The sequence below is a fragment of the Sulfurospirillum sp. UCH001 genome (genome assembly GCF_001548035.1).
In the GTDB taxonomy this organism is placed as follows: domain Bacteria; phylum Campylobacterota; class Campylobacteria; order Campylobacterales; family Sulfurospirillaceae; genus Sulfurospirillum.
In genome coordinates this window covers 1,809,575-1,833,184 of the sequence record NZ_AP014723.1, presented here as the reverse complement: position 1 = coordinate 1,833,184, position 23,610 = coordinate 1,809,575, and the positions used below count along the sequence as shown (strand labels likewise).

At 37.2% G+C, this 23,610-nt stretch carries 28 protein-coding genes; 25 read left to right on the top strand and 3 right to left on the bottom strand.

Annotated features, from left to right (window positions below):
* Positions 1–86 precede the first annotated feature (86 nt).
* From UCH001_RS09215 to UCH001_RS09140, 16 genes are all read left to right on the top strand, one after another.
* Entirely contained in the window at positions 87–821 is a 735-nt protein-coding gene (locus UCH001_RS09215; RefSeq protein WP_067177179.1) for a chemotaxis protein, read from the top strand.
* A complete protein-coding gene (locus tag UCH001_RS09210; protein WP_067177178.1) occupies positions 822–2,087 on the top strand; it encodes a peptidase U32 family protein in 1,266 nt (421 codons plus the stop codon).
* 2 nt (positions 2,088–2,089) lie between these two features.
* Positions 2,090–2,584: a 5-(carboxyamino)imidazole ribonucleotide mutase gene (gene purE / locus UCH001_RS09205; protein WP_067177176.1), complete on the top strand. Its 495-nt coding sequence runs from the start codon at positions 2,090–2,092 to the stop codon at positions 2,582–2,584.
* Positions 2,585–2,595: 11 nt separating this feature from the next.
* Positions 2,596–3,084 (top strand): DUF3972 domain-containing protein, encoded by a 489-nt coding sequence (locus UCH001_RS09200; RefSeq protein WP_067177174.1) that lies wholly within the window; start codon positions 2,596–2,598, stop codon positions 3,082–3,084.
* Positions 3,085–3,096: 12 nt separating this feature from the next.
* Positions 3,097–3,954: a glycine--tRNA ligase subunit alpha gene (gene glyQ / locus UCH001_RS09195; protein WP_067177172.1), complete on the top strand. Its 858-nt coding sequence runs from the start codon at positions 3,097–3,099 to the stop codon at positions 3,952–3,954.
* The gene (locus tag UCH001_RS09190) at positions 3,954–4,673 is read left to right on the top strand and encodes a Nif3-like dinuclear metal center hexameric protein (RefSeq protein WP_067177171.1); all 720 of its coding nucleotides are present in this window, start codon (positions 3,954–3,956) and stop codon (positions 4,671–4,673) included. The genes glyQ and UCH001_RS09190 overlap by 1 nt, the downstream gene beginning before the upstream one ends.
* 14 nt (positions 4,674–4,687) lie before the next feature.
* Complete coding sequence (locus tag UCH001_RS09185; RefSeq protein ID WP_067177169.1) at positions 4,688–5,407, top strand: zinc ribbon domain-containing protein; 720 nt, start codon at positions 4,688–4,690, stop codon at positions 5,405–5,407.
* Between the two features lie 3 nt (positions 5,408–5,410).
* A complete protein-coding gene (gene waaA / locus UCH001_RS09180) occupies positions 5,411–6,562 on the top strand; it encodes a lipid IV(A) 3-deoxy-D-manno-octulosonic acid transferase (RefSeq protein WP_067177167.1) in 1,152 nt (383 codons plus the stop codon).
* A gap of 1 nt (position 6,563) precedes the next feature.
* Entirely contained in the window at positions 6,564–7,295 is a 732-nt protein-coding gene (locus tag UCH001_RS09175) for an RluA family pseudouridine synthase (protein WP_067177165.1), read from the top strand.
* Positions 7,296–7,465: 170 nt separating this feature from the next.
* Positions 7,466–8,806, top strand: coding sequence for a signal recognition particle protein (gene ffh, locus UCH001_RS09170; RefSeq protein WP_067177163.1), 1,341 nt, complete (start codon positions 7,466–7,468; stop codon positions 8,804–8,806).
* 76 nt (positions 8,807–8,882) lie between these two features.
* Positions 8,883–9,113: a 30S ribosomal protein S16 gene (gene rpsP, locus UCH001_RS09165; RefSeq protein ID WP_067177161.1), complete on the top strand. Its 231-nt coding sequence runs from the start codon at positions 8,883–8,885 to the stop codon at positions 9,111–9,113.
* A 2-nt stretch (positions 9,114–9,115) separates the two neighbouring features.
* Positions 9,116–9,361, top strand: a complete 246-nt coding sequence (locus tag UCH001_RS09160; RefSeq protein ID WP_067177159.1) for a KH domain-containing protein — start codon at positions 9,116–9,118, stop codon at positions 9,359–9,361.
* Positions 9,354–9,893 (top strand): ribosome maturation factor RimM, encoded by a 540-nt coding sequence (rimM, locus tag UCH001_RS09155; protein ID WP_067177158.1) that lies wholly within the window; start codon positions 9,354–9,356, stop codon positions 9,891–9,893. Before UCH001_RS09160 ends, rimM begins: the two co-directional genes overlap by 8 nt.
* A complete protein-coding gene (gene trmD / locus UCH001_RS09150; RefSeq protein ID WP_067177156.1) occupies positions 9,893–10,585 on the top strand; it encodes a tRNA (guanosine(37)-N1)-methyltransferase TrmD in 693 nt (230 codons plus the stop codon). The genes rimM and trmD overlap by 1 nt, the downstream gene beginning before the upstream one ends.
* 21 nt (positions 10,586–10,606) lie before the next feature.
* A complete protein-coding gene (gene rplS, locus UCH001_RS09145; protein ID WP_067177154.1) occupies positions 10,607–10,963 on the top strand; it encodes a 50S ribosomal protein L19 in 357 nt (118 codons plus the stop codon).
* A 72-nt stretch (positions 10,964–11,035) separates the two neighbouring features.
* Positions 11,036–11,896 (top strand): DUF89 domain-containing protein, encoded by an 861-nt coding sequence (locus tag UCH001_RS09140; protein ID WP_067177152.1) that lies wholly within the window; start codon positions 11,036–11,038, stop codon positions 11,894–11,896.
* On the opposite strand, the gene UCH001_RS09135 is transcribed toward UCH001_RS09140, so the two are convergent.
* Positions 11,893–13,056, bottom strand: a complete 1,164-nt coding sequence (locus tag UCH001_RS09135; protein WP_067177150.1) for a PLP-dependent aminotransferase family protein — start codon at positions 13,054–13,056, stop codon at positions 11,893–11,895. The genes UCH001_RS09140 and UCH001_RS09135 overlap by 4 nt on opposite strands.
* A 102-nt stretch (positions 13,057–13,158) precedes the next feature.
* Here UCH001_RS09135 and UCH001_RS09130 point away from each other — a divergent pair, with 102 nt between their 5' ends.
* The 3 genes from UCH001_RS09130 (at position 13,159) to bioD (ending at position 15,283) form a co-directional block, all read left to right on the top strand.
* Positions 13,159–14,022 carry a GyrI-like domain-containing protein gene (locus tag UCH001_RS09130; RefSeq protein WP_067177148.1) on the top strand — a complete coding sequence of 288 codons (864 nt, stop codon included), beginning with the start codon at positions 13,159–13,161 and terminating at the stop codon, positions 14,020–14,022.
* 94 nt (positions 14,023–14,116) lie between these two features.
* Positions 14,117–14,539, top strand: a complete 423-nt coding sequence (locus UCH001_RS09125; RefSeq protein ID WP_067177146.1) for a hypothetical protein — start codon at positions 14,117–14,119, stop codon at positions 14,537–14,539.
* Positions 14,540–14,605: 66 nt separating this feature from the next.
* On the top strand, positions 14,606–15,283 hold the full coding sequence (gene bioD / locus UCH001_RS09120; protein ID WP_067177144.1) for a dethiobiotin synthase: 678 nt from the start codon (positions 14,606–14,608) through the stop codon (positions 15,281–15,283).
* On the opposite strand, the gene UCH001_RS09115 is transcribed toward bioD, so the two are convergent.
* Complete coding sequence (locus UCH001_RS09115; protein ID WP_067177142.1) at positions 15,245–15,772, bottom strand: glycine zipper 2TM domain-containing protein; 528 nt, start codon at positions 15,770–15,772, stop codon at positions 15,245–15,247. The two genes, bioD and UCH001_RS09115, sit on opposite strands and share 39 nt — an antisense overlap.
* 107 nt (positions 15,773–15,879) lie before the next feature.
* Here UCH001_RS09115 and UCH001_RS09110 point away from each other — a divergent pair, with 107 nt between their 5' ends.
* The 5 genes from UCH001_RS09110 to UCH001_RS09090 are packed head-to-tail and all read left to right on the top strand — an operon-like array spanning position 15,880 to position 20,432.
* A complete protein-coding gene (locus UCH001_RS09110) occupies positions 15,880–16,752 on the top strand; it encodes an aspartate carbamoyltransferase catalytic subunit (RefSeq protein WP_067177140.1) in 873 nt (290 codons plus the stop codon).
* A complete protein-coding gene (locus tag UCH001_RS09105; protein WP_197651428.1) occupies positions 16,742–17,704 on the top strand; it encodes an aminodeoxychorismate synthase component I in 963 nt (320 codons plus the stop codon). The genes UCH001_RS09110 and UCH001_RS09105 overlap by 11 nt, the downstream gene beginning before the upstream one ends.
* Complete coding sequence (locus UCH001_RS09100) at positions 17,667–18,263, top strand: aminotransferase class IV (protein ID WP_067177138.1); 597 nt, start codon at positions 17,667–17,669, stop codon at positions 18,261–18,263. The genes UCH001_RS09105 and UCH001_RS09100 overlap by 38 nt, the downstream gene beginning before the upstream one ends.
* A complete protein-coding gene (locus UCH001_RS09095) occupies positions 18,263–19,987 on the top strand; it encodes a M3 family oligoendopeptidase (protein ID WP_197651441.1) in 1,725 nt (574 codons plus the stop codon). Before UCH001_RS09100 ends, UCH001_RS09095 begins: the two co-directional genes overlap by 1 nt.
* Complete coding sequence (locus UCH001_RS09090) at positions 19,980–20,432, top strand: hypothetical protein (RefSeq protein WP_067177134.1); 453 nt, start codon at positions 19,980–19,982, stop codon at positions 20,430–20,432. The genes UCH001_RS09095 and UCH001_RS09090 overlap by 8 nt, the downstream gene beginning before the upstream one ends.
* Positions 20,433–20,435: 3 nt before the next feature.
* Here UCH001_RS09090 and UCH001_RS09085 read toward each other — a convergent pair whose 3' ends face one another.
* Entirely contained in the window at positions 20,436–21,341 is a 906-nt protein-coding gene (locus UCH001_RS09085) for a LysR family transcriptional regulator (protein WP_067177132.1), read from the bottom strand.
* A 214-nt stretch (positions 21,342–21,555) separates the two neighbouring features.
* Between UCH001_RS09085 and UCH001_RS09080 the strand changes: the two genes are divergently transcribed.
* The gene (locus tag UCH001_RS09080; RefSeq protein ID WP_067178506.1) at positions 21,556–23,601 is read left to right on the top strand and encodes an ATP-dependent helicase; all 2,046 of its coding nucleotides are present in this window, start codon (positions 21,556–21,558) and stop codon (positions 23,599–23,601) included.
* Positions 23,602–23,610: the final 9 nt, after the last annotated feature.

Genomic DNA, 23,610 nt, shown 5'->3' with positions numbered 1-23,610 from the left:
TTTCCTTCTCTTTAGGGTCTTTAAATTAAATTATATAAAAAGTTCACTATAATAGACCATAATTTGTCATTTTGAGGAGAAAGCTTATGACGCAAGAAGAACTTGATGCTTTGATGGCGGGCGATTTAGATGAAATGGATGACGTTGCGCCAACAGAGACAGCGTTTGAAGAGAGTGCTGAGCTAGAAGATGAACCTATGGATAGCGATGCCTTAGATATAGAAAAAGATAAAGCCGCTACCCAAATGATGCATGAGTACAGACCATCATCGACAATGTCTTGGCCACCACCACCACCAACAGATGATCATAAAATGGTACATCAGCTTGATGATGTCACCAAAGATTCTGAAATCAAAGCAACACAAGTGTTTGATAAACTTGAAACGGTTAATAACTTCATGCTTAGTGCAGAAGAGAATGCAAAAGAGGTTATTAAACTCATTGAAAGCAATATCGCTCTTTTTGAGACTTTGGTTGCGAAATTCCCTAAGATTGAGCAGTTTCAACAAGCACTTGATGACAATAAAGCGATGAAAGATCGTGTCGAAGATCTTTTAATGAATGCTCAAATGGCGGAAGATGAAATTATGATGACCATGGATATTATGCAGTACCAAGATATCCACCGTCAAAAAATTGAACGTGTAATTAACGTTATGCGTGCGCTTTCAAAATACATGAGTGCTCTTTTTGAGGGTTCCAAAGATGACTCTAAACGTGTGAGTTCAGCTGTTCATATTCATGGTGATGAAACAACAGAAGACGTTGTAACCAGTGAAGATATTGAAGCGTTAATTGCTAGTTTAGGAAAGAAATAGGTGTCAAACGTCGAACTGCTTTCTCCTGCTGGAAATTTTGAAAAACTAAAAATAGCGCTTTCTTATGGCGCAGATGCCGTGTATGCGGGTGTGAGTCACTTCTCACTTCGCATACGCTCAGGTAAAGAGTTTACCTATGAGAGTTTTGAAGAAGCGATCAAATATACCCATGCCCATGGGAAGCATCTGCATGCAACGGTGAATGGCTTTCCTTTCAATGCACAGATTCCTTTACTTGAAAAACACATTGAGCGTGTAGCGGCTATGAATCCTGATGCCTTTATTGTGGCAGCTCCTGGCGTCATCAAGCTTGCACGTAAAATTGCGCCTCATATTCCCATTCATCTCTCCACTCAAGCCAATGTTTTGAGTTACCTTGATGCTGAAGTCTATTCGGATATGGGCGTGAAACGTATTATTGCGGCACGTGAAGTGAGTTTGAAGGATTTAGAACAGATCAAAAAACATTTACCTCATTTAGAGTTGGAAGTATTTGTGCATGGTTCCATGTGTTTTGCTTACAGTGGTCGTTGTTTGATTAGCTCGGTGCAAAGTGGGCGTGTATCGAACCGTGGAAGCTGTGCCAATGATTGTCGTTTCCCTTATACCCTTTATGCCCATAATGAAGAGAGTGGAACACTGTTCCGCGTGGAAGAGAGTGAAGAAGGTACTCACATTATGAATGCAAAGGATCTCAATTTGAGCGCTCACGTCAAAGAAATTCTTGATTCGGGTGTCATTGATTCGCTCAAAATTGAGGGCCGAACAAAAAGTGCCTATTATGTCGGCATTACAACGAAAACCTATCGCCAAGCAGTAGATGACTATTATGCAAATCAATTTGATGCGAGTAAATATACAGCTGAATTAGATACTACGAAAAACAGAGGCTTTAGTGATGGTTATTTGGTGAACCGTCCGTTTGAAAAAAATGATACACAAAACTTGGCACACTCTATTAGTGAAGGTACACATCAAGTGATTGCCCAAGTGAGTGAAGATGGTACAAACTGTCTTTGCAAAGATGTGTTATCGTTGCACACTCAGTATGAATTGATTATGCCGGCACATGCAAAAATAGAGCCTATTGATAATGAAATTGGAACGATTTTTAAAGAAGAGAACATCTGGAAGATCAGCTTTAAAAAATTACAAACACCCAGTGGAAAATTATTTGATGAAATTCACAGCGGTAATACAAATGCTATTGTGCTACCAACGGTATTACCAGGATTTACATTTTTAAGAGCAAAAATAAAAGGATAAACATGAAGTTCGTTTCTATTTTAATGGGAAGTAAAAGTGACTATACGGTTATGGAAGAGTGTGCTAAAACATTAGAAAAATTTGGCGTTATGTATGAGATTATTGTTTCATCAGCACACAGAAGTCCTGATCGTACACACCAATATGTTAAAAGCGCTGAAGCAAAAGGCGCAAAAGTGTTTATCTGTGCAGCAGGTATGGCAGCGCATCTTGCGGGTGTTGTTGCTTCTCTTACCACAAAACCTGTTCTTGGTGTTCCAATGAAGGGTGGCGTTATGGAAGGTATGGATGCACTTTTGAGTACGGTTCAAATGCCTGGTGGTATGCCAGTTGGTACCGTTGCTATTGGCTCTGCAGGTGCTGTTAACAGTGCTTATTTAGCAATGCAAATTTTGGCGATTGAAGATGAAGAGTTGGCTGCTAAACTTAAAGAAGACCGTATCTTGAAAGCAAAAAAAGTTGAAACTGATTCTATGGGTATTGAAGTAATCATCTAAAAGGTATAACAATGAATAGTTGGTTGGAAATTGAAGAGTTTAGTACATTAGTCAATTTGGATATTTCTGCCATTCAAGCATTAATCGAAGAAGGCAAATTAATATCAAAAGAAGAAGATGGACAGTGTTTTGTTGAGGTGAGTCGTAGTGCGCAAGCATTGATTCCTGCAACACGTGGAATTGTCGTTGACAATAACTATGAAAGTTCTTCTGTAAGTATGAGTTCTGAATTTGTTGAGAAAACGGTTGGTGCCATTTTAAGTTTGCATGAAAAAGTCTTAGATGCTAAAGAGGAAACACTTGATGCGCTCAAAGGCGAAAATCGCTTTTTAAAAGAGGCTCTTTTCTCGATGCAAGAACTGTGCGATGAAGATAGAAAAGTGATTGAAACACTTACAAAACAACTAGAGTTATTACAAGATGAGCTTGAATTTACCAAGCGAAAATATAAAATGATGTGGAACAAAGCGGTTGAGAGTTATACTCCACCGACCAAATAAAAGGAAAAGATAGTGTTAACTTTTAGTCAGATGCTTTTAAATCTCCAAACTTTTTGGCAAGATCAGGGCTGTACAATAGTCCAACCATACGATATGCCTGCAGGTGCTGGAACATTTCATAATGCAACGTTTTTAAGAAGTTTAAGCAGTAAACCTTGGGCAACAGCTTATGTCGCACCAAGCCGCAGACCAACAGATGGTCGTTATGGAGAAAATCCAAACCGTTTGGGAAGTTATTATCAGTTCCAAGTACTTATCAAACCAAGCCCTGATAATATTCAAGAGCTTTACCTTAAAAGTCTTGAGATGCTTGGACTTGACATCAAAAAACATGATATTCGTTTTGTTGAAGACAACTGGGAATCACCAACACTTGGCGCATGGGGACTTGGCTGGGAAGTTTGGTTAGATGGTATGGAAGTAACACAATTTACCTATTTTCAGCAAGTAGGTGGTATTCCTTGTAACCCTGTATCGGTTGAGATTACCTATGGTGTTGAACGTTTAGCGATGTATTTACAAGAAAAAGAGTCTGTTTTTGATCTTGTATGGAATGAAAACCAATTTGGTATAACAACGTATGGTGATGTTCATAAACAAAGTGAGTATGAGTTTAGTAAATATAATTTTGAAATAGCTAACGTTGCGATGTTATTTGAACACTTTGAAAATGCTCAAGTAGAGTGCAAACGTTGTCTTGAAGAGAATTTACCGTTACCTGCATATGACTATTGTTTAATGGCTTCACATACATTTAACGTTTTGGATGCTCGTAAAGCTATCTCTGTCACACAGCGTCAAAATTATATTTTGAAAATTCGTGAACTCGCAAAAGGGTGTGCCGTTAAGTACAAAGAAGTGGTGGGATAATGAAATTAGGGGCAATCTATGATTATTTAGATGCATTAAGCCCCTTTGCTACGCAAGCTGCTTGGGATAATAGCGGCTTGCTCATTGGAAGCAAAGACGATGAGATAGAACAGATTTATCTTAGCCTTGATGTCGATAGTAAACTCCTAGAAGAAGTTTTACCAAACTCACTTGTCATTACCCATCATCCTCTTATTTTCAGTGGATTAAAGCAGCTTAACTTCGCAAAATATCCTTCGAATTTGATCCAAATAATGGTACAAAAAAAGATTAGCTTGATTGCGATGCATACCAATTTTGATCTTTCTCACCTTAATGCCTATGTTGCTTCAAAATTAGGTTTTGAGATACAAGAGAGTAGAGAGTTTGTAGCGTATTGTGAAATCAACAAAAGTTTTGATGATTTGATTGTGCAGGTTAAAGAAGTTTTTGGCATTGAACATATCCGAGTTGTAAAAGCAAAAGAGTGGATAAATCGTTGTGCTATTACAACAGGTTCTGGAGGTGATTTGATCTCTAAACTTGATGCAGATTGTTTTCTAAGTGGTGATCTAAAATATCATCAAGCTTTAGAAGCAAAAGAAAATAACCTCTCATTAATCGACATTGGTCACTTTGAGTCCGAGCGCTATTTCCCAGAGTGTTTGGCCAAATATTTGAAAAATTTGCCATTAAAAGCTATAATGTCAAATTCTAAAAATCCGTTTCAGTATACATAGAGGACACACAAGATATGAATAAGTATTTAGAGCAGTTAATTGAGCTTTCCAAATTAGATAAAGAGATCGACGATTTTGGTCCACGTATTGCCAAAGTTGAGAAAATGTTGAAGCTTTCTTTAGACAAAGAGAGAGATTTAAAACTCCAAGCCGAGTCTTTCCAAGCAGACATTGCAGATGCGAAACTCAAAAAAGCGAAAAATGAAGCACATCTTGCTGAACTTTCTTCCAAGCTCAAAGACCTTGCGAAAAAAAGTTCTTTAGTTAAAACAGCAAAAGAGATTAAAGCACTTCAACTTGAAGAAGAAATTTCAAAAGAGCAATGTGATTTTGCAAATGATGAAATTAACCGTTTAGACAAAATTATTGATTTGAAACAGACAAATATCGCTGCATTGCAAGAAAAAATTGCTGAAGCTGCGAAAGAAGCAGAAGAGATTAAAGCATCAATTGATTCTCAAATCCAAGCGATTGAAGAAGAACGTAAAAATGTTTATCAATCAAAAGATGAACTTGTTTCTGGAATGAGCCAAAAAATCTTGACGTTTTATCAAAAAATCCGTAAATGGGCTCAGAATTCAACTGTAGTACCTGTAAAAAAACAAGCATGTTATGGTTGTTTTATGCGTATTAATGACAAAACATATGCAAGTGTTTTAAAACAAGATGACATTGTAACTTGCCCACATTGTGGTCGTATTTTATATAAAGAGATAGAGGACGCTAAGGCGTAAGCTTTGAGCTTTTTTTACTATTTTTTGGCAGCGTTACTTTACATTGTAGCGTTGCCTTACTTAATGTACCTTCGCTTCAAACCAAAATATACAGATTCAATTCCTTCACGCTTTTTTTTGAAGAACAATGCTCCTTTTTCTCAAAATGGTATTTGGTTTCATGCGTGTTCTTTTGGCGAAGTACGTTCATTAACACCATTTATCGATCAAATTGAGCCTGAGAATGTTCGTATTAGCGTTATAACACAAACAGGTTTTAAAGAAGCATGCAAACATGGACGTGCAGAAGTGCGTTATCTGCCTTTTGAAATCTTTTTGCCTTTTTGGATACGAAAGCAAAAAGTATTGGTTGTTATGGAAGCAGAGCTTTGGCCACTGTTATTTATTGTCGCTAAGGCTAAAGGCATAAAAACTGTTTTACTCAATGCACGCATATCTGATAATTCTTATGCGTCCTATCAAAGATTTTCTTGGTTGTACCGTTGGATTTTTTCTCATATTGATCTTGTATTTGCCCAAAGCAAAGAGGATGATGAGAGACTAAAATATTTAGGCGCTAAGGATGTTCGTGTTTGTGGAAATATTAAAGCGTTTAGCGAATATGAAGTGACGCATCATTATTCAAAGGCAGAGGCGAAAAGAGTCATTGTAATGGCAAGTACGCATGAAGGAGAGGAAGATATCATTTTATCAAATCTTTCTTTAGAGCAAAACGATCAGTTAATCGTAGTACCAAGGCATCCTGAGAGGTTTACAAAGGTAGATAAACTTTTAAATGAGTACTCTCTTAAAATGAATAAAACCTATCAAAAGTTATCTGAGCAAAATACTCTCTCTTGTGATATTGTTTTATGTGACAAAATGGGTGAGCTTATTAATCTGTATGCCATTGCAGATATTGTCATTTTGGGAGGCTCTTTTATTGATGGTATTGGTGGACATAATCCACTGGAACCTGGCTTCTTTGAAACAAAAATTATCAGTGGCGAGTTTATCTTTAATCAAAAAGTTCTTTTTGAAGCAGTTGAAAATATCATTGTCAGTAATGTTGAAGATTTAAAAAATGTTTTTGATCGTATTGAAACTTATCCAAAAAGTACGATCACACATCGTGGTGACATTAAACCACTATTAGAGCAAATATTAGGAAAATAAAATGGAAAAAGCATATAAATTATTAGCCCTTCAAGAGGGTATTTCAAATCGTGCAGCAAAAGATCTCATCGATAGAGGTGTCGTGTATGCAGCAGGTAAAAAAGTAAGTGTTGCAAGGGGTGAACTAAGCCCTAGTACAAAGTTCAAAATCGAAAAAATTGCACCAATTAAAGTGTTATTTGAAGATGAATTTATCATGGCAGTAGATAAGCCCGCTTTTATGACTTCTGAAGAAGTTGCAGAGATCAAAAAACTGCCTCTTTTACACAGACTAGATCGTGAAACCAGTGGCGTTTTACTTTTAACTAAAGATGAAGAATTCCGTAAAAAAGCTGTTAATGCTTTTAAAAAACGAGAAGTTCAAAAAGAGTATCTAGCGGTAGTAGAAGCAAGAATCATGGAAGCAATGGAGATTAATGCTCCTATCTTAACGATTAAAAAAGGCAATACTGCCTATAGTAAAATCAGTGACGAGGGCAAAGAAGCAATTAGCCACGTTGAGCCTTTGATGATTGAAGGTAAACGTTCAAAAATTAAAGTACGTATTGAAACAGGTAGAACACACCAAATTAGAGTACATCTTAAAAGTATTGGCGCTTCTATTTTAGGTGATACTGAATACGGTGGAAGACCTCATAAACGATTAATGCTACATGCTTCAAAAATTATGCTTTTAGGATATATATTTCAGACAAAAGAACCTGAAGATTTCCTGAAATTCGCAGCTGTTTAGATTTTCAATAAAATGCAACTAAAAGCCTATAAATTGGGCATTTAAAACATTTGTAAATTAATTTTTAAAATGTTATTTTTAAGGATTAATTTAGTTTAAAGTATTGCTTGTGTATAATTTCGCGTTTTAAATCATAACCGATTAGGTTATAGTATAAAGAAGGATCATCTGTGTTTGAGGTATTAACCGATTCATTTCGTTCTGCCATTAATAAAATTCGCTTTAGTGATGATGAAAAGTCATTAAAAAATGCTTTAGAAAATTTAAAAAAAGCACTTTTAAAAGCAGATGTGCATCATAAAATTGTACGTGATTTATTGCGTCAAGTAGAAATTGAAACAAAAGCAAAAGGAATTGGACAAGCCAATTTTTTACGCTCTTTAAAAACTAATTTAACCACAATTTTAACAGTACCTGGACGACAAGGTTTTGTTTTCGCCTCTAAGCCCCCAACAACTGTTTTGATGGTAGGTTTGCAAGGAAGTGGTAAAACAACCACAACAGTAAAATTAGCCAATTATCTCAAATTGAAACAAAAGAAAGTTTTAGTTGTTGCATGTGACCTTCAACGTTTAGCGGCAGTTGAGCAATTACGCCAACTTTGTTCTGCAAATGAAATTGATCTTTACTCAGAAGATGCAAATGTCAATCCTGTGCAAATCGCTAAAAATGCAATGAAAAAAGCAAAAGAAGGTCTTTATGATGTCGTTCTTATCGATACTGCGGGTCGTTTAGCGATTGATGCAGAGTTGATGGAACAACTTGAAGCGATTAAAAAAGAAGTTACACCGGATGAGATTTTTTACGTTGCCGACTCCATGACAGGTCAAGATGCTGTAAAAAGTGCTGTAACGTTCCATGAAAAAATTACGCTTAGCGGTGTCATTTTAAGTAAATTTGATGGTGATGGTAAGGGTGGTGTTGCTCTTGGCATTGCTGAGCAAACTAATGTACCACTTCGTTTTATCGGTGTGGGTGAAAAAGTTGCAGATTTAGAACATTTTATTCCTGATCGTATTGTAAGTCGTTTGATGGGCGAGGGTGACCTTGAAACCTTGGCTGAAAAAACAAGTGCGATTATTGATGAGAAACAAGCAAAAGCATTGACTAAAAAGATCAAAAAAGGTGAATTCAACTTTAATGACTTTTTAGATCAAATGGAACAAATGAAAAAGCTTGGTAGTATGAAATCATTGATTGGTATGATCCCGGGTCTTTCATCAGTCGCTGGAAAACTTCAAGATGTTGATATGGAAAATTCTGTTGAGATGAAACGCATCAAGGCTATGATTGGTTCTATGACAAAAAAAGAGCGTGAAGATCCAGAGTTACTCAATAACAGTCGTAAAAGAAGAATTGCAGAAGGTTCTGGACTTTCTCAAGTAGAAGTCAATCGTTTCTTAAAGCAATTTGGCAATGCCGCAAAAATGGCGAAGAAGTTCTCAGGTAAAAAAGGAATGCAAGATCTTCAAAATATGCTTGCACAAAGTAAACACACACACCTTCGTTAAGGTGTGACGGTTTATATCTGCATGTAAATATTACATGCAAATCTAAGTCGTAGAAAAAATTTAAGGAGACCATAAAATGGCAACAGTTGTAAGATTAACAAGAATGGGTAGAAATAAAACTCCATTTTACAGAATTGTCGTAACAGACAGCAGAAAAAAACGTGACGGTGGTTCAATCGAGACTATCGGTTATTATAATCCACTAAGCAATCCTCAAACCGTTAAATTTGATGCAGAGAGACTTGCTTACTGGAAAAGCGTTGGCGCAAAGCTTAGTGACAGGGTTGCAAAAATCACTGGTAAATAATCATGATTGACAAATTCCTCGAAGAGTTTGCCAAACTTTTGGTAGACAATCCAGCGGGTGTACGTGTTGAGCGAAGTGATGTTGATGGAACATTTTGCGAAGTTGTCATCTATGCGGATAAAATTGATACTGGTAAATTGATTGGCAAAGATGGCAAAATGATCAATTCACTCAAAACGCTTATCTCTGGATGTAAAGCAAAAGACGGTAAATCGTATAGAGTTACGGTCAAAGCTAACGATGAATAATCAATCTTCACTCATTGAAGTCGCTCAAATTGGGCGACTTGTGGGCTTAAAAGGTGAGTTGAAACTTCACCTTCAGTGTGATTTTCCTGAGCAATTTAAAAAAGGCAAAAAGTTTACCACTCAAAAAGGTGAGATACTTGAAGTCTTTTCATATAATCAAACACGTGAACTTATCTCGTTTGTTGGATATCAAGACAGAGAATTGGCTGCTAAATTGGTCAATACCTTTTTGTTTACAACACAAGAAAATTCAGTCAATGAATGTGCCTTAAAAGAGGGTGAATTCTTTTGGTTTGATTTGATTGATGCATGTGTGATTGACGAAGATGGCACATTGTTGGGAAAAGTTGACGAGATAGAGCGTATTGCAGCAACGGATTATTTGGTTATCAAAACCGATGATACTTTGATCAAAAAAGGAATGGCAAAGTCTTTTTATTTGCCATATATTGAGCGTTATATCATTACATTTGATAAAATCAAAAAAGAGGTACTAAGCAAAGATGGTTTAGGAATTCTGGAGAACTCCTAATGCATTTTACCTATGTAACACTTTTTGAAGGATTGATTACTTCATACTTTGAAGACTCAATCTTAAAACGTGCCATTGCAAAAGAGCTTTTGCATGTTGATTTTGCAAATCCACGCGATTTTACAAACAATAAGCATGGCAAAGTGGACGATTATCAAGCGAGTGGCGGAGCAGGACTTGTCCTATTCCCTCAACCTTTGTTTGATCTTTTACGACATATCAAGCAAGCGTCTTTAGATGCGTATATCGTTTTTCCAACTCCATCAGGAAAACTTTTTACGCAAAATGATGCAAAACGATTAGCCTCTAAGAAGCATATCGTTTTTGTCAGTGGACGTTATGAGGGAATTGATGAGCGAGTTATTGAAACATTTGCCGATGAGCTTTTTTGCATAGGAGACTATGTTTTAACAGGCGGGGAACTTCCAAGCCTTGTGATGAGTGATGCGATCAGTCGTAACATAAAAGGCGTTCTTGGTAATGAAGATTCTTTGAGCATGGAAAGTTTTGAGAGCCCTCTTTTAGAGGCTCCATGTTTCTCAAAACCACCAATTTATGAAAATAAATCAGTGCCCTCAGAGTTTTTAAAGGGAAACCACGCTAAAATCACAAGCTTAAAAAATAAAATGTCTGAATCTAAGACCAAATATTTCAGACCAGATCTGTTTTCTCGCTTTAGCGTGAAGCATTAGAATGAACAAAAAGGATAATAGATGAGAAATAAATATATTGAAGCTTTTGAAGCAGGACAGATTGCTGAGAAGAATGTTCCTGATTTTAGAGCAGGTGACACAGTAAGAGTTGCCGTTAAAATTGTTGAAGGCGATAAACAACGTGTTCAAAATTTTGAAGGTATTTGTATTGCAAGAAGAGGTTCTGGCGTAGGCGAGACCTTTATGGTTAGAAAAATCGGTGCAAACAGTGTTGGTGTTGAGAGAATTTTCCCAATTTATTCTGACAGTATCGAAGAGATCGTTGTTGTAAGACGCGGTCAAGTTAGACGTTCTAAACTCTTTTATCTTAGAGATAGACGTGGTAAAGCTGCAAAAATTAGAGAACTTAGAAAATAATACTTTTTGGGCAGTAACAAAAATGATGTTGCTGCCTTCCCTCCACATTTCTTCTTTTAATCTTACGTACCAATGAAATTACAAGAACACTGTTTAACCTGTATTTACGATCAAACAAAACGTGTCTGTGAACTTTTAAATGTAGATGAACAACAAGCACAAAAGATTGATTGTTTAGCACATACAAAGATCGCGACGTTTGATATGAATCAAACACCACCTCACAATGCTGCACCACTTTACGAAGCAATGGCAGAGGTTTTAGGTGTTCATGATTTGTATGCACAGTTCAAAGCGGACTCTTCAGAAAAAGCAAAAGCGTTTCTACCTTTATGTGAGCAAAAAATTAAACAAAGTTCTCATAAGCTTTTTGAAGCGACCAAAACAGCAGTCGCAGGTAACGTAATTGATCTTGCTGCAGTTATGCTGTATGATCTTGAAGAAGAATTAGAGAAGATCTATCATACGCCATTTGCTATTGACGATTTTGCATTACTTGAGCAACAATTAGCTCATACCCAAACACTTGTTTATTTAGCTGATAATGCGGGTGAAGAGATTTTTGATAAGCTCTACATTCAAACGATAAAAGAGCTTTTCCCAAAAATTAATGTCTATTATTTTGTTCGAGGGCGACCAATCATTAATGACTTAACGTGCCAAGATGCTTTAGCGTCTGGAATGAATGACGTTGCTACCATCGTAGATAGTGGTGTTCCAACTCCAGGGCTTGCTATGGAGCTTATGAATGAGAATGCACGAGTTTTGTTTGAAAAAGCAGAGTGTATTATCTCCAAAGGTATGGGCAACTATGAGTGCTTAGGTGAGGTTGCAGGCTTGCCTATCTTCTTTTTATTTAAAGTAAAATGCAATGTTGTTGCCCAAGCTGTGGGTGCACAGCTTGGTAATATCATCTGTAAGCGTGGAATTTAACAAAGCTCTACATAGGCTTCATGAAGCTTCTTTACACCTTTTCTAATTTGCTCTAAACTTGAATTAGTGTAGTTTAAACGTCCAAAAGAACTTACACGTTTGTCAGAAAAGAAAACACTACCTGGTACAAATGCAACACCTTTTTTGATAGCAATATCGAAGAGTTTCATGCTGTCAGTACATTTTTTAAAGTTAACCCAAATAAACATACCGCCCTCTGGGACGACAAACTCAATGCTATCTTTGAAACATTCATGTAACGCATTCACCATGGCATCACGTTTTGGGCGATAGTATTCGATAAGTTTTTTGGTATGCTCTTGAAGTTCTCCATTTTGCATCATACGTGCGCAGATATGCTGGAAAAATTTTGAGTTTTGCAAATCTGTACTCTCTTTTGAAAGTGTGAGTGCACTGATGATTTCTTTAGGTGCTTTCATCCACCCGATACGAAAATCAGGAGCAAGTGTTTTTGAAAATGTTCCAAGTGCAATGGTGAGTTCTGGGAGTAAATCTGCAAATGCAGTGGTTTGTACACCATCGTAACGAAGGGCTTCATAGGGGCTGTCTTCCAAGAGAATAACGTTATACTTTTTAGCGATTCGTACCACTTCTTGACGTGTTTCTAGTGTGTATGAGTACCCTGTTGGATTTTGAAAAATAGGAATAGTATAGAAAAATTTTGGCGAATAGTCACGGAAAAGCTCTTCTAAAACGACAGTATCAACACCATTTGCGTTGAGTGGAGCGGCTTTCACGTTAACGTTATACATATGAAAAAGTCCAAGGGCTGCTAAATAACTTGGATCTTCAACGATAATGTAATCTTGCTCATCTAAGAATGTTTTACATACAAGATCAAGGCCTTGTTGAGAACCATTTGTTAACATAATTTCTGCGGATGCCGTATTGTGATATTTTTTAGCAATTTCGACTTTGAGTGCTTCAACACCAGAAGCATTGCTGTATTGGAATAATCGATTGTCTTCTGTCTCGAAGAGTTGTTTTGCATGTTTTTCAATGTTCTCTCTTGGAAAAAGTGCAGCGTCAGGAAGTCCACCTGCAAAAGAGATAATAGAGTTTTGTGCCGTTAAATCTAAAATGGTGCGCGTAAATGAACGTGATGCTGTGGTAACACGTTTTGCAAATTTGGTTTGCATATCCTACCTTTATAAAAAATGTATCGTATTATAGCGTTCACGACTTGATTACACCACATAAAAAAGGGGATTTGTTTTGTCCATTTGTGCTATAATTGTTTCATGAGACAGAAACAAATTACTAAAAATGATCATCTTGAACGCGTCAATGAAGTACTTTTTCATATACACGGTGATATTGAAAAAAATTTCTCTGTGGAAGAACTTGCCGCGTTAGTAGCGATGTCCCCTTTTCATTTTAATCGCATTTTCAAAGAGATAACCAAAGAGAGTTTGCATGCATATATTAAGCGTGTTAAACTCGAACATGCCGCTAATCTACTTTTATTTAACCCTGATGCAACCATCACGCATATTATGCATGATGTTGGATTTGTTTCAAATGCTTCGTTTACACAAGCGTTTAAAGAAAACTTTGGTGTAACGCCCACAAAATGGCGAGAAGTGGACAAAGCGAATGAAAATAGAGACTATACGTTTGCTCATCAGCCTTTAGAGGTAAAAATATGTTCCATGCCGAGTTTTGACGTAGCATATGTGCGACACAAAGGATATGATAGAAGTATCAAAATGGCGTGGCTAAAGCTTCAAGAGTGGGCATTAAGGCAAGGCATTGATTTTTCAAAGCAGAGCATGATAGGTTTGCATCATAGTAATCCACGTTTTGTGGAGTCATCACAGTGTCATTATGTCGCTTGTTTAGAGCTTCCTTCTTCAAAAAAATTTTACAGAAGTGCAGAAGTAGGGGTTATGCGTATTCCTCAAACGTTTTGCGCTGTTTTTTCTTTAAAAGGTATTTACGGAGATCTACGAAAGTACATGGATGTGATTTACCATGAGTGGTTACCCAAAAGCGATTATGAAAAAGCCTCCTTACCGTCCTTCGCATTGTATAGAAAAAACCATTTTATCGATGCAGATGAGACATTTGATCTAGATTTTTGTATTCCCGTACGATTTAAGTAGCATAAATTATCATTAATTCATCTTTTTAAGCAACACCCAAACCAACCATCGTTACAATCACCGTGTATCACGAAAATGTCACAAGGAGTTTGTTATGGATGCATTGTTCTTAATCGTTCCGCTTGGAGTTATATTCAGTCTGATTGCTTTTTTCTTTTTTGAAAAAAAAGCTATAGCATCTAAGAAACTCAAAGAGTCTTTAGGTTTGCCAACGCCAAGTATTGAGGATTTTTATGAGAAGTTTCAACGTTATGAAACACTCTCCAATGTTATAGGTTTTTTCATTGCCGCGTATGTGATTACGCTTTTCCTTGCAAGTCTCAAACATGACCCAAGTTATGGCTTAATGCATGCACTTTCTTATATCTTTGCCACAACATTTATAGGAACCTTGATTATTTTTGGAACGAAGCTCAAAAAAAGTATTTTGGTGCAAGTTTTCGCAACATTTTTGTATGGTGCACCGCATATCATCGCTGCTTCTCTTGCGTTTCTCACTCGCTATTTAATTGGTTAAACACTAAGGGCGATAAATGCCCTTAATCTCTTTTTGGTTATAATAACGCCAAAAAGAGTACTCACGATGAAAAAATATCCTCCTATTTTTATTACTGCGACCAATACGAATATTGGTAAAACCTATACAACACTCAAGCTCCTTGAATCTCTTTCTGCAAAGGGATTGAAAGTAGGTGTTATGAAACCCATCGAAACAGGTGTCGTGAAAGAACCACTCGATGCAACACTGCTTTTTGAGACAGCCAAACGACTCAATCCTGCACTTGAAGTGCTAAAAATGAGAGATATCACGCCGTATCAGTTTGAACTTCCTGCGGCTCCTTTTGTTGCGAAAGGACGCAAAAAAATCAGTTTGGAGTTATTGGAAAGTGCCTATGCTAAAATTGAGGCTTTGTGCGATATCGTCTTGATTGAAGGTGCAGGTGGTCTATTAGTGCCCATCGAAGAAGATTTATACATGTATGATTTTATTCGTCTGTTTCATGCAAAAACGTTGCTTGTGGGACATGATCAATTAGGCTGTATTAATGATGTTTTACTCAACCTGCATTTGCTTGATAGCCTAGGTGTGGATGACTATGAATGGTGTATTAATTTTAGAGGAGATCGTGCTTCTTTTGATGAAATCACTCTGCCATTTTTTAAAAAGTTATTTGGCAGAGTGCTTTCATTGCAAGAAAATATGAATGAAATTTTAGAGAGTTTAGTAGCTTGCCGTGACATTAACGTGGATAAACTCTAAAGGTTGATCAGAGTATTTGACGATGCTCTGTCCTTTATAGTTAGCCGTGTTGCGATACCCCATAAATTTCTCCGCACTTTTCTCTTCGTAACGTGTCGTACAACGTCTCTCTGTTCGATACATTGGAGGAGGGGGCGGAGAATAACTGTTTTGCTCAGCCAAATTTTTTCCGACTAATGTACCCACAATAGCGCCGCCAACGGTTGCTGCAGTTTTACCACTACCACCGCCAATTTGATGTCCTAACACACCACCCGCGACACCGCCAATAACACCACCTACGACGCCACTGCCATCATTATGGGGTGGTGGTGGAGCATAATGTACTTCGATTTGCTCGTCCCAACACTCTTGAAAGGGCGTACGAGTTGTGACCATACGATATTCAGGTTTACTGGTAATAACGCGTACCTCTTCTGTAAAACTGATGGTCTCTGCATAAAGGAGAGAACCAAAAAGTAGAAGCGGTGCACAAAAGATTTTTTTCATGTTTCCTCCTTTTTTTGGAATTGTAGCAAAGAGAATTCAATGAAGTGTTAACGAAACTTACAGTCAAAATTTGTTATTATTTTTCCAAAATCATCAAGGAGCGGTGCGTGAACCATTTGATTAATACACGGGATTTTTCGTTGGAAGAGATTGAGCAGTTGTACAAAAGAGCAACAGAGTTTTTAGATGAAAAACCACGAGAAATTTTGAAAAATAAAACGGTCATCACCATCTTTTTTGAGAATTCAACCCGAACACGCAGTAGTTTTGAGATTGCCGCAAAACGTCTTGGAGCAATGGTTGTGAGCCTTGATGTTTCTCGTAGCTCATCGAGTAAAGGCGAAACGTTGTTTGATACAGCAGCAAATCTTGATGCAATGGGACCTGATGCCATTGTTGTTCGTCACAAAAGCTCAGGTGTTCCGCATATCTTAGCAAACTATGTCAATTGTCCGATTGTCAATGGTGGAGATGGTGCTCACGCGCACCCAACGCAAGCACTCTTAGATCTTTTTACAATGAGACGCCATTTTGGAGATGTTCGCGGTAAAAAAGTAGCCATTGTTGGTGATATCAAAAATTCACGTGTTGCGAACAGCAATATTGAACTTTTAGGACGCGTTGGTGTTGAAGTCATTTTGGTTGGACCTCCGCATTTCTTACCTCAAACGGATCTTCGTGTCCATCACCGTATAGAAGAGGTCATTGATGAGGTTGATGTCATTATGAGTTTACGTGCTCAAACAGAGCGCCATGCCAATCAGATCTATGCATCACTGAAAGATTATGGAACTGATTTTTGTATTACCTCTAAACTCATGGGTAATCGTGACATTATCATTCTTCATCCAGGTCCAGTACACCGAAATGTGGATGTGGATGATTTTATGATGAAAGATCCACGTTCAAAAATTTTAGAACAAGTTAAAAATGGTGTAGCCGTGAGAATGGCTGTGTTGGAGAAGTTGATTGAACATTGAGTTTGCTTCTAAACTCAATCATTTTGGTAAAACCCGAGAGCCTTTTTTCTTTGTTATCGATTATGCAGCAAAACATTTTTATGCTTCTGCACTCGCATCTTTAGAAAAAGGTATTTTATACCGCATAGAAACTCAAACCAATGCCATGGAAAATGTTATCAAAAAACCGTTTTCATGGCAAAAAAATTTACCTTCAAAAGAGCACTATCTTTCTCAAATAGCATCTGTGATTGAAGAGATTAAATCGGGCAATACCTATATGCTCAATCTTACATCTCCTACAAAAGTTACGCTTAATTGCAGCCTTGAAAATCTTTTTTATAGTGCAAATGCCCCTTTTAAACTCTGCTTTAAAGAAGAGTTCGTCTGTTTTTCTCCAGAGCGTTTTGTAAAGATTGAAGCCAATCAGATTAGCACGTACCCTATGAAAGGCACGATTGATGCGAGTATTCCTCATGCGGAAAAAATGATTTTAGATGATGAGAAAGAAAAAGCCGAACATGTGATGGTGGTTGATCTTTTGCGTAATGACCTCTCCATGGTTGCTCGTGAAGTACGGGTTGAGAAATTTCGTTATGTTGAAAAAATTCAAGCAGGCACGAAAGAGCTTTTACAAATAAGCTCTAAAATCACTGGAAAACTAGAGGAAAATTGGCATGAACATGTGGGCGATATAATCGCAAAACTCCTTCCTGCAGGCTCTATTAGTGGCACGCCTAAACGGAAGAGTGTGGAGATTATAGAGCGAGTTGAAAATTACGATAGGGGCTATTTCACGGGCATTTTTGGCATATATGATGGATATAGCCTTGATAGTGCTGTCATGATTCGTTTTTTAGAAAAAACAGAAAATGGCTATGTCTTTAAAAGTGGTGGAGGTATAACGCTCTTAAGCGATGCACTAAAGGAGTACGATGAGCTGTGTGATAAAGTCTATATCCCCGTGTTTTGAAACGCTTAAAGCGGTGAATGGTGAAATCGCACATCTTGCATTTCATCAAGCCCGATTTGATAAAACACGCTCTGAGCTTTATGGATCTTGCCAGAAAATAGTTCTTTCTGAACATCTTAATCCTCCTAAAGAGGCTTTATACCGTATACGTGTGGAGTATGCACAAGAGATAATGAAAATAGAGTACATTCCCTATACACCTCGCCATTTTGAGAAATTTTCATTGGTTGAGACAGACATTGACTATAAGTATAAATATTGCGATAGAGATGCGTTAAATAAACATCTTAGACCAGATGTCGATGATGTACTTTTTATGTGTAATGGAAAGCTTCAAGATACGAGTATCGCAAATATTGCTCTGCTCATTGATGGGAAATGGCAAACGCCTCATCATCCGCTTTTAGAAGGGACAACAAGGGCTCGTTTGCTTGCAAGTGGAATGTTGCAAAGCGCGCATTTAGACATTAAAAGCCTTCAAAAAGCCGAGAAATTTGCTATAATGAATGCACTTATAGGATTTAAAATCATTGATAATGTATTATGGATAAAGGAATAATTTTGAATTGGGATCTCTCATCACTCTACGAAAATGAAGCGTTATTGGAAGCAGATTTGAAAGATGCTGCAGCGCGCGCAAAAAGCTTTGAATCGGTTTATAAGGGTAAACTCAAAGAGTTGCATGTCAACGAATTTTTAGAATCGATCAGAGAGTATGAAGCAATCAATGAAAAACTTGGTCGTATCATGACCTATGCGTTTTTAAAATTTGCCACCAATAGTGACAATGGTGGTTTTTATGCCAAATATCAACAAGCACATACGAATATTGCTGAAAATCTTCTCTTTTTTGAACTTGAATTTAACAAACTCTCTAAACCAAAGCAAGAAGAATTTATTGCATCTTCTTCAATGTATAAATATTATCTAGAATCATTGATGGAAGAAAAACCGTATCAACTGAGTCAAAAAGAAGAACGCATTCTCTTAAAAAAAGAGATGACATCCGCTTCTGCATTTAGTAGACTTTTTGATGAACATTTCAGCCGTATGAAATTTGTTTATGAAGGTCAAAAACTCTCTGAAGAAGAGATTTTGAGTAAACTTCAAGATGCCGATCGTGAGGTAAGAAAAAAAGCAGCCAGTGCTTTTACAAAAGGGCTTAAACCACACCAACCGTTACTCGCATATATTTTTAATATGATTAAAACGGATCTTGCGAGTGATTGTGAGCTGCGTGGGTATAAAAATGCAGAACAACCACGCCATATGGACAATAAAATTACACAAAAAAGCGTTGATGCTTTGATTAAAAGTGCAGAGAGTAGTTTTCATCTTGTCCAAGAGTATTATGAACAAAAAGCAAAATTATTGGGCTTAGAAGAGCTTTTTGAGTACGATCGTTATGCTCCGCTCGAAGCTTCTAGCAGCAAGTACGATTTTGAAACGTCTAAACAGATTGTATTGGATGCATTTAAAAAGTTCAATCCTAAATTTTATGAGATTGCCTCATTGGCATTTGAAAAAGGCTGGATTGATGTTTTCCCAAAAGATAAAAAAAGAGGTGGTGCGTTTTCACACCCTGCAACACCTTCAACCCATCCATATGTGCTTTTAAATCATACCGATACCAGACGAGATTTATTTACATTAGCCCATGAATTGGGACATGCTATTCATCAGTATCTCTCACGTGATGTTGGGTATCTTGGAAGTGACACACCTCTTACAACATCAGAAACAGCATCGGTTTTTGCTGAAATGCTCGTGTTTGATGCGATTAAAGATGGACTCAGTGCGACTGAAAAACGCTCGTTATATGCAAGTAAAATTGAAGATATTTTCTCAACACTCTATCGCCAAATCAATTTTACTACCTTTGAGCGTAAAGTTCATGCTCACGAAGGCGAGCTTGATCTTGCGACGTTCAATAACTACTGGATGCAAGAGAGCCAAAAAATGTTTGGCAAAAGCATAACACTGAGCAAAGATTATACGATGTGGTGGAGTTATATTCCTCATTTTATTCATTCACCATTTTATTGCTATGCTTACAGTTATGGACAACTACTTGTTTTAGCACTCTATGGTTTGTACAAAAAAAGCGATAAAGTAACTTTTGTACAAAACTACATCAACTTTTTAAGTGCAGGTGGAAGTCAAAGCCCTAAAGAGCTTATTAAACATTTTGGTTTTGATATTGAAGATGAGCATTTTTGGCAGTTAGGTATAAGCGAAATAGAATCCCTCTTGAAAGAGTTTAAAGGAATGTGTGATGCTTGAAAACTTACTTGGAAGTGAAGATTTTCACGCTTTGATGAAAAAACACACGAAAGAAGTGATAGAGTTACTTCTCAAACGAGGTGTTAATTTTTCGATTTTAACGAATATCGCAGATGTAACGTTTGACCCTCCATTACCTGCGGAAATTCGTCAAAATTTCAAACCTATTACCATGTTTTTTTTAGCGGGCTATACGTTTGAAAGTACTCAACTCTACAATGGAAAAATGAGTTTTGAAGCAGGATTTGGAAGTGATAATTTCGGCTCGCTCGTCAGTCTTCCTGTTGAAGCGATCTTGCAGATTATTATTGAAGAAATACCCGTGTTTATCAATCTGAGTACTCCTCCAAAGAGTGTTGCCAAGGCACCTAAAGAGAATGGACTTAGACGCTCTATGGAAGCGCTTATGTCCAATCCCAATAATCAAAAACTTATAAAGAAGTAGGGCTTACGCTTTAATGTCTTGTTTGCTCATGATGTAGTTAATAACATTGTCAATGAGCGCATCATGTTTTCTATCTTTGATGTAGCAAAGATAAAGCATACGTGTTAGTTTTAAGCCTTTCATTTTTGTTGTATATAAAATCCCTTTTTCGATCTCTTCAGCAATAATATGTTTGGAGAGAATCGAAACCGTAGGGGTATCTTCAATATTTGCCTTCATCAGCGTATGTTTTACTGCTGTAGAGCTGGTAACGATACTTTTAACTTTAAAGCTTTTACAATCTACATCCATTTTTTCAAACGTTTCATGAATGATTTTACGGGTATTGGACTCTTCCTCACGACAAATCCAATTGTAAGAAAGTAAATCCTCTTTTTTAACAATTTTTGGAAGTGGTGAGCGAGAGGTGATGACGAGCTCATCTTCAAGCCATTCACGGTAAATAATGCCTTCTTGGAAAATAGGTGCTTCAATCAGTGCTAAATCGACTTTTTTATCGAGAAGTTTTTCAGTAATTTCAGCGGCATCCTCAACTTTGAGCATGACATTATTTTTGATTGCTTCTTGTATATCGTTAAGAAAATCTGGCAAGATGTAGTTTCCAATAACAGGTGATGCTCCAAGAACAAAAATAACCTCTTTGTTGACCAAACGAAGCATTTCTCTCTCAGCTGCTAAAAGGTGCTTTTCAAGCTTTAAAGCTACTTTATATAGCTCCTCGCCTGCGGTGGTCAGTTTAATGCCATTTTTTTTACGATCAACAATTTGAATGTCCAAATACTCTTCTAAAAGCTTGATCTGTTGTGTAACAGCAGGCTGGCTGATACCAAGCTTCTTTGAGGCTTTTGAGAAGCTTTTTTCACGCACAACGGTTAAAAAGGTTTCTACTTTTGAGAAATCTTTAAGCATGCAATAATCCTTACTTATTATATTAATTTCTTTTATAACTGGTGAAGATTATAACGAAAAATAATAGCAAAAACAATGTGTTTGATTATGATATTTTTTTGAGAATTTGTCTTAATTTTAGGCATTAGCGTAAACATCAAACGCTATGGAGTTTTGCTTAAACTTTTTTCGCTATAATAAATACAATTTATATCATAAAAAAGTAGATGAACGTATGCAAGATTTAACGATGTTGAATGAATCACAACAAGATGCGGTAAAATGTGTAGATGGACCTGTGCTTATCTTAGCAGGTGCAGGTAGCGGAAAGACCAAAACGATTACGTCACGTTTAGCGTACCTTCTTTCTTTAGGCATTCCTCCTGCCAATACATTGACGCTTACGTTTACCAACAAAGCTGCAAGTGAGATGCGAGAGCGTGCGATGACGATGATCGAAGAGCACAATTATCCGCCACTTCTGTGTACATTTCATAAATTCGGTCTGCTTTTTTTGAAATTTCATATTGAAAAAATAGGACGTAAAAATAGTTTTGTCGTCATCGATACCGATGATAAAAAGCGTATTTTAAAAAGTTTCAATACCAGTACGGAACTTCCAACAGGCATGATTTCTAGTGAAATCTCTCGCTATAAAACATCATTGATTGATCCTAAAGTGGCATGGGAAAAAGCAGAGCAGAAAAGTTATCAAGTCATTGCGAAGCTATACGAGCAATACGAAGACTATTTAGCTGCAAATAATCTTGTAGATTTTGATGACCTTTTGGTCCTTCCATACAAAATCCTAGAAAGTGATGATGCCCTATGTGAAGAGGTGAGCCGTCGTTACCAGTATATCATGGTAGATGAGTATCAAGATACCAATGAACTCCAATATAAACTCCTTCGAAAACTCTGCCATACACACAGCAATCTTTGTGTGGTAGGTGATGATGACCAAAGCATTTATGGCTGGCGTGGAGCGAATATTAAAAACATTTTGGAATTCCATGAGTCGTTTGATGATGTAAAGATTGTGAAATTAGAGAAGAATTATCGCTCTACCACACAAATTCTCAAAGCTGCCAATGATCTCATTGAACACAATCGCGGACGTATCGGAAAGGTTCTTGAGAGTACCAAAGGTGAGGGCAAAGCGATAGAGGTCATGGAATCTCATGATGAAAACCAAGAAGCACTTTCCATCGCAAAACGCATTAAAAAGCTCATCTTGAGTGGCGTCAATCCTCATGAAATCGCTGTGTTATACCGCATTAATGCACTGAGCCGTTCTTTGGAAGAAGGACTTAACAAAGAGCAAGTCCCTTACAACATGGTAGGTGGTGTAAAGTTTTATGAGCGTGCAGAGGTTAAAGATGTTATCAGTTATCTTCGTGTGATTGCTAATCCTCATGATGACTTTTCAATCAAACGCATTATCAATCGCCCTAAAAGAGGGCTTGGTAAAGTGACCATCGAGCGTATCTTTAAAGCAGCGTATGATGCACATCAGTCTATTTATGAGTACATTACACAAAATGAAGTTATGATTGAAAAGGAAGCGACAAAAAAAGCGGCTTTAGCCCTTAAAGAGTTTGTTCAAAATATCGCGCATATGCAAAGCATTCAACAAAACTCAACGTACGATATGATCGATGCGATTGAAGAGGCCTTTTCTATTAAAGAGTACTATAACAATCAACCAGACTCCCTTGAACGTCTCTCGAATATCGATGAGTTTTATGGACTTTTCCGTGATTACGTCAAACAAAACCCGCAAATGGGCGTGGATGACTTTTTAAATGAACTGGCACTTCAAAGCGATCAAGACCAAATTGACAGTGAAAATATCTCTATTATGAGTATCCACGCGAGCAAAGGTTTGGAGTTTGAATATCTTTTTGTCATTGGTATGGAAGAGGGCTTTTTCCCGCTTATTGGAGATGGTAGCGACATCGAGGAAGAGCGTCGTCTAGGTTATGTCGCCATTACGCGTGCAAAAAAAGAGCTCACCCTTAGTTTCTCAGGGAGTCGTTTTTATAAAGGACGAAGAACAGAACTTACAAAGAGTCGTTTTCTCAAAGAAGCTGGCGTATGTGAGGGAAGTCTTATTTTAGAGAAGACAACATCATTTAAAAAAGGTGATCTTGTCAAACATAAGATTTTTGGTATTGGCCGTGTGACAGAAGTGAGTAAAGTAGGGCGTGAATTTAAACTGCAGATTAACTTTAGTGGCACAAGAAGAGATATCTTGGCGTCATTTGTGGAGAAGATCTAGTGGATAACC